The following is a 6299-nucleotide window of genomic DNA, read 5'->3' as shown; positions in this document are numbered from 1 at the left end:
CCGGGCGCTCGCGGGTCGGCGCCCTGGTCGTCGGTCCGGGACGGCCGGGCGCGCTCCTCGGGTACGACCGCAGGCGTGAGCCGGGGCCGCGCGCCGTGGCGGAGGTCGTGCGCTGGCTGCACCGGCACGCGAGGGTCGTGCAGCTGGGGACCGAGGTGGAGATCGACCGCGAGGCGGGCGAGGTGCGGATCGGGTCGGGGGCGTCTCTCCTGCCGCTGCTGGGGTAGCGGATGAGGAGGAGCCGTTGGTCGAGGAGGCCATCGGCCTCGCGCCGCGGTGAGCGCACCGTGGCGTCTCCAGTCCCAGAGGAGGAGTCATGCCCGCGAAGAAGCACGGACCCGGTGTCAAGAACCCCGAGGTCTACGAAGAGCTCCGCGAGGACGGCGCGAGCAAGGAGAAGGCCGCTCGCATCTCCAACGCGATGAAGTCCCAGGGCAGCAAGAAGGTCGGCAGCCGCGGCGGCAAGGCCGGCGACTACGACGACTGGTCCGTCGACAAGCTCCGCAAGCGCGCCGCCGAGATCGGGATCGACGGACGCTCGAAGATGCGGAAGGGGGAGCTCATCAAGGCGCTGCGCAACCACTGAGGGGCGCGGCAGCGTCATCGAGCAGCAGAGACCCGCTCGCGCAGTCAGAAGCTAGACCCAGCGTGAGAACCAGACCCGGTCGAGCCACTCGCTGTGCGTGATCATCTGGTTGGTGAAGATAGGCCAGAACCACGCGAAGTTCACCAGGGTCAGGATCACGAAGGCGCCGCCCACGACCACGCCCGCGGTCCGTCTCGCGGACGGCAGCCGAGAGGGCCCGATCAGGGTGCCGATCGTCAGCGTCAGCGCGATCACCGTGAACGGGAGGATCGCGATCGCGTAGAAGAGGAAGATCGGCCGCTCGTCGTACTGGAGCCAGGGCAGCCAGGTCGAGAGCGCGCCGACCACGGCGACGCCGTACCGCCAGTCGCGGGCGCCGAGCCACATCAGGACCGCGAACATGAGGGCGAGCACGCCGCCCCACCAGAGCACCGGAGTCGGCATCAGCAGCACCTGCTTGATGCAGTGGCTGTCCGCGGGCGCGTCGCAGCCGGGTGCGGTCGGCTTGATGTCGTTGGTGACCGCGACGCCGACCGGGCGGTTCACCAGCAGCCAGCTCGACGGCTTGGAGTCGTAGAAGTGCTCGGAGCAGTTCAGGAAGTGCGTGTGGAAGGTGTAGACGTCCTGGTGGTAGTACCAGAGCGAGCGCAGTGACTGCCACGCCTCCCCGATGCCGCTGGCGTCCTTCTCCGTCGCGGTCGGCCATTTCCTGTTCTCGTCCAGGTCGGTCGCGACGAAGGAGTCGTCGTCCTCGGCGCAGTGGCCCTGGCCGGTGTACTGGCGGTACTGCGTGGAGCTGAGGTGCTCCTCGTACTGCTGGACGTGCGCGAGCCAGCCACCCCAGGTCGCGATGTAGACGAGCGCGGCTACCACGACGAGGTGGACGAAGGCGGGCAGCCCGTCCGCGAGCGCCCCCTTCGCGACCGCCCAGCGGATGCCGAGCAGGCGGCGGGCGCCCGCGCTCCACAGCCAGCAGAGCACGCCGAACGCGGCGAGCGGGTAGAGCGCGGTCCACTTGGTGCCGATCGCCAGGCCGAAGCAGACCCCGGCGGCGAGCAGCCAGGGACGGAGCAGGATCCGCGGGCCCCAGCTGCCCGAGCTCGCCGTGCGTCGCGCCAGCCGCGCCCGGTGCCAGTCCCGGTCGGCCACCAGGCAGGCGACCGCGCACAGCAGGAACAGGGCGAGGAAGATGTCGAGGAGGGCCAGCCGGGACAGCACGAAGTGCAGGCCGTCGAGCATGAGCAGGGTGCCCGCGACGCAGCCCAGCAGCGTGGAGCCCGTCATCCGGCGGACCAGCCGGCAGATCACCAGCACCATCAGGGCCCCGGCGACCGCCGACGCGATCCGCCAGCCGAAGGGATCCATCCCGAACGCCTTCTCGCCGAGGGCGATCAGCCACTTCCCGACGTCGGGGTGGACCGCCAACGAGGGATCGCCGGTCCAGACGTCGTGGGTGTGGCCGGCGAGGATGTCGTCGTTGATCTCGTTCTTGGCGTTGCCGTCGACGTCCTTGACGTAGGTCTGGACGTACCCGTTGTTGAGGAGCGACCACGCGTCCTTGGCGTAGTACGTCTCGTCGAACGCGAACCGGTTCGGGGTGCCGAGGTGGACCAGCCGCAGGCCGAACGCGAGCAGCGTGACCCCGAGCGGGAACAGCCAGCCCGAGAGCCTCTCCCGGCGCCCCAACCGATGCAGTGGGTTGACCGCCCGCTCCGCGGCGAGCGGGACCGGCCTGCCCGAGGTCGTGGTGGCGAGGCCGACCAGGCGCTCGGGCCTCCGGGTCTCGTCCTCGACGGCGGTCACGGTCGGGAAGCCTACGGGGAATGACATGATCGGCACGTGAGCGGAGTGCTGGTGCTGGCGGGCACGCCCATCGGGCAGGTGGGGGACGCACCACCTCGGCTCGCTGAGGAGCTTGCCGCCGCCGACGTGATCGCCGCAGAGGACACCCGCCGGCTCCGCCGGCTGGTCTCCGACCTCGGGATCGAGCTGTCCGGGCGGGTCGTGTCGTACTTCGAGGGCAACGAGGCTGCCCGCACGCCCTCGCTCGTGGAGGCCCTGGTCGGTGGCGAACGGGTGGTGCTGGTGACCGATGCCGGCATGCCGAGCGTGAGCGATCCGGGCTACCGGCTGGTGGCGGCCTGCGTCGACGCCGGCATCCGGGTGACCGCGGTGCCGGGTCCGTCGGCCGTGCTGACAGCGCTCGCCGTGTCCGGGCTGCCCGTCGACCGGTTCTGCTTCGAGGGATTCCTTCCGCGCAAGGCGGGGGAGCGGGCGCGCCGGCTCGCCGACCTGGCCGCCGAGGAGCGCACCATGGTCTTCTTCGAGGCACCGCACCGCACCGTCGCCGCGCTGGAGGCGATGCGCGACGCCTTCGGCGTCGACCGGGCCGCGGCGGTGTGCCGGGAGCTCACCAAGACCCACGAGGAGGTACGCCGCGGTCCGCTCGCCGAGCTCGTCGACTGGGCCGCCGAGGGAGTGCGCGGCGAGGTCACCCTCGTGGTGTCCGGCGCGGTCGCCGGTGCCACCATGGCGACCGACCCAGGGAGTCTGCGGGAGGCCGTGGCCGGCCTCGAGGCCGACGGGATGCGCCGCAAGGAGGCGATCGCGGCCGTGGCCCTGCGTGCCGGTCTGCCCAAGCGGGAGGTCTACCAGGTGGTCCACGTCGATGAGTGAGCTCGACCTGCCGCCGGTCCCGGAGCCCCTTCCGCACCCGGTCGTCGACAACCACTGTCACCTCGACGTCGGCCGGGACGGCGGGCCATGGGACGTCGACGAGGCGATCGCGGCCGCCGGCTCGGTCGGCGTGACCCGGATCGTGCAGATCGGCTGCGACCTCGCCGGCGCCCGCTGGGCGGTCGCCGCCGCCGATGAGCGGCCGGAGCTGGTCGCGGGCGTCGCGCTGCACCCGAACGAGGCGCCGCGACTGGCCGAGCGCGGCGAGCTCGAAGCGGCGTGGTCGGAGATCGAGGCGCTCGCCGCCGCGCACGACAAGGTGCGTGCCGTCGGGGAGACCGGGCTCGACGCGTTCCGGACCGGTGAGGCGGGCCGGGCCGTGCAGGTGGAGTCCTTCCGCTGGCACATCGACCTCGCCAAGCGGCTGGACAAGACGCTCGTCATCCACGACCGCGACACCCATGATGAGGTGCTCGAGGTGCTCGACGCCGAGGGCCCGCCCGCGCGCTGGGTGATGCACTGCTTCTCCGGCGACGCTGCCTTCGCCCGCAAGTGCCTGGACCGCGGCGCCTACCTCTCCTTCGCCGGCACCGTCACGTTCAAGAACGCCGCGCCGCTGCGTGAGGCACTCCGAGTCGCGCCCTCCGACCGGATCCTGGTCGAGACCGACGCGCCGTACCTGACCCCGCACCCGCACCGCGGCCAGGTGAACGCGTCGTACCTGGTGCCGCTCACCGTACGGACGATGGCGGCCGAGCGGGACGAGGACCTGGCCGCGCTCTGCGCCGCCCTCGAGGCCAACACCGAGGACGCCTTCGGTGGCTCCTGGTGATGTGACCGGTGTGACAGAAGTGACCGACCGAGGGTGAATCGGGTCACCACCACCCCCTCGCGTGGGCGCCGAGAAGTTGCATTTGGGCCGGGTGTCGGTTGTGGTGGATGACTGAAGGCCGGGATCGGGTGTTGATTCCGACAGCTCCGGGAGCGCGGTACGGGCTCCTGTCGAGATCCGCGGATCGGGATCTCTCGGGGCCTGGGGGTGGTCCACGCGTGATGCGTGGCGCGCGGTCCGGGCAGAGCTGGTCGCCCGAGGCCCGGGGAGTACGACCATCGGAGAATCGTGCGACTTGCGCACCCGAACCCTGCCCTGTTCCACAAGCTGACCCGGAGCCGGACCGCGCTCGTCGCGCTGATCGCCGCCGTCCTGCTGGCGGTCTCCGGAGTGACCTACGGCTACGCCTCCATGAGCACCGAGGTGACCGTCTCCGTCGACGGCCACGAGCGCCCCGTCACCACCATGGGCGACACCGTCGAAGACGTCCTGCGGGACGAGGGGATCGAGATCGGTGAGCGCGACCTCGTGCAGCCCGACCTCGACGAGGCCGTCGCCGAGGGCGACAAGATCGCCGTCCGCTTCGCCCGTCCGGTCGAGCTGACCGTCGACGGCAAGAAGAGCACCCACTGGGTGACCGCGACCGACGTCGACGGCGCTCTGGCGCAGATCGGCCGCCTCTACAGCGACGCCCGCCTGTCGACGAGCCGCAGCATGACGATCAGCCGGGACGGCGCCGCCATCGAGGTGGTCACGCCGAAGACCCTCAGGCTGAAGCTCGCCGGCAAGAGGATGGTCAGGCGCGAGGTCGCAGCCCTGACCGTCGAGCAGGCCCTGGCCGAGGTCGGCGTCGAGCTCGACAAGCACGACGTCGTACGCCCCGGGCGCGACAAGGTGATCGATGACGGGGACCGGATCGTGTTCACCGACATCGAGGTCAAGAAGCGCAGCATCGACGACGAGGTCGTCCCGGCGCCGGTCAAGGAGATCGAGGACGACTCGATGTTCGAGGGCGAGTCCGAGGTGCAGACCGAGGGCGTGGACGGGCTGCGCGACGTGACCTACCGGATCACGACGCGCAACGGCGACGTGGTCCGCCGCGTCGTACTGGCCCAGGACGTCCTTCGCGCGCCGAGGGCCGAGGTGGTCCGCGTGGGCACCAAGGAGGAGGCCCCCGCGGCCAACTACGCCAGCGGCAGCACGGTCTGGGACCGCCTCGCCCAGTGCGAGTCGGGCGGCAACTGGGCGGCCAACACCGGCAACGGGTACTACGGCGGCCTCCAGTTCAGCCCCTCCACCTGGCAGTCCGTCGGCGGTTCCGGTCTCCCGCACCAGCACAGCCGGGAGGAGCAGATCAAGCGCGGCCAGATCCTTCAGGCTCGGTCGGGCTGGGGCCAGTGGCCGCACTGCTCGGCCCAGCTCGGCCTGCGCTGACACGCGCACCCAGGCATGGCCCCGGCTCACTAGGCTGGGGCCATGCCTGACACCTCCGCGCCGCGGCTGCTGGGCCCGGCGGAGGTTCGGGAGATCGCAGCGCGCCTCGACCTGCGCCCGACCAAGCAGCGCGGGCAGAACTTCGTCATCGACGCCAACACCGTGCGCCGCATCGTGAGGGAGTCCGGCGTGGCAGCCGCCGAGGTGGTGCTGGAGGTCGGTCCCGGGATCGGCTCGCTCACCCTGGCCCTGCTCGAGGTGGGGGCCGAGGTCACCGCGATCGAGGTCGATCCGCTGCTCGCCGGCGAGCTCCCGGCGACGATCCGGGCGTTCGCGCCCGCCCAGGTCGACCGACTGCGCGTCGTGCTCGCCGATGCGATGACGGTGTCCGAGCTGCCCGGCCCGGCGCCCACGGCGCTGGTGGCCAACCTGCCCTACAACGTCTCGGTGCCGGTGCTGCTGCACCTGATGGCGCTGCTGCCGTCGCTCGAGCATGGCTTGGTCATGGTGCAGTCGGAGGTCGCCGACCGGCTGGCCGCGCCCCCGGGATCGAAGACTTACGGGATTCCGTCGGCGAAGGCGGCCTGGTTCGCCGACGTACGACGCGCAGGCGCGATCGGCCGCAACGTGTTCTGGCCGGCGCCCAACGTGGACTCCGGGCTCGTCGCGTGGACCCGGCGCGAGCCGCCCACCACCGCGGTCACCCGCCAGCAGGTGTTCGCGGTGATCGATGCCGCGTTCGCCCAGCGCCGCAAGGCGCTGCGGGGCGTG

At 71.5% G+C, this 6299-nt stretch carries 7 protein-coding genes; 6 read left to right on the top strand and 1 reads right to left on the bottom strand.

What is annotated here, in order from left to right:
* Positions 1 to 227: hypothetical protein (locus E7Z54_RS23120; protein WP_206056116.1), on the top strand; the 227-nt coding region annotated here is incomplete at its 5' end.
* An 89-nt stretch (positions 228 to 316) separates the two neighbouring features.
* A complete protein-coding gene (locus tag E7Z54_RS09935) occupies positions 317 to 586 on the top strand; it encodes a DUF7218 family protein (protein ID WP_136433281.1) in 270 nt (89 codons plus the stop codon).
* Positions 587 to 637: 51 nt separating this feature from the next.
* On the opposite strand, the gene E7Z54_RS09930 is transcribed toward E7Z54_RS09935, so the two are convergent.
* Entirely contained in the window at positions 638 to 2416 is a 1779-nt protein-coding gene (locus E7Z54_RS09930; protein ID WP_136433279.1) for a dolichyl-phosphate-mannose--protein mannosyltransferase, read from the bottom strand.
* 9 nt (positions 2417 to 2425) lie between these two features.
* Here E7Z54_RS09930 and rsmI point away from each other — a divergent pair, with 9 nt between their 5' ends.
* The 4 genes from rsmI to rsmA form a co-directional block, all read left to right on the top strand.
* On the top strand, positions 2426 to 3262 hold the full coding sequence (rsmI, locus tag E7Z54_RS09925) for a 16S rRNA (cytidine(1402)-2'-O)-methyltransferase (RefSeq protein WP_136433277.1): 837 nt from the start codon (positions 2426 to 2428) through the stop codon (positions 3260 to 3262).
* On the top strand, positions 3255 to 4094 hold the full coding sequence (locus E7Z54_RS09920) for a TatD family hydrolase (RefSeq protein ID WP_136433276.1): 840 nt from the start codon (positions 3255 to 3257) through the stop codon (positions 4092 to 4094). Before rsmI ends, E7Z54_RS09920 begins: the two co-directional genes overlap by 8 nt.
* Before the next feature lie 288 nt (positions 4095 to 4382).
* On the top strand, positions 4383 to 5528 hold the full coding sequence (locus E7Z54_RS24180; protein ID WP_276606216.1) for a resuscitation-promoting factor: 1146 nt from the start codon (positions 4383 to 4385) through the stop codon (positions 5526 to 5528).
* A gap of 42 nt (positions 5529 to 5570) precedes the next feature.
* A partial coding sequence (gene rsmA, locus E7Z54_RS09910; RefSeq protein WP_136433274.1) for a 16S rRNA (adenine(1518)-N(6)/adenine(1519)-N(6))-dimethyltransferase RsmA occupies positions 5571 to 6299 on the top strand: 729 nt, incomplete at its 3' end.

The organism is Nocardioides sp., assembly GCF_004803405.1.
GTDB classification, from domain to species: domain Bacteria; phylum Actinomycetota; class Actinomycetes; order Propionibacteriales; family Nocardioidaceae; genus Nocardioides; species Nocardioides vastitatis.
Note: the sequence above shows the minus strand (reverse complement) of the source record. Positions and strands in the feature narration are given on the sequence as shown.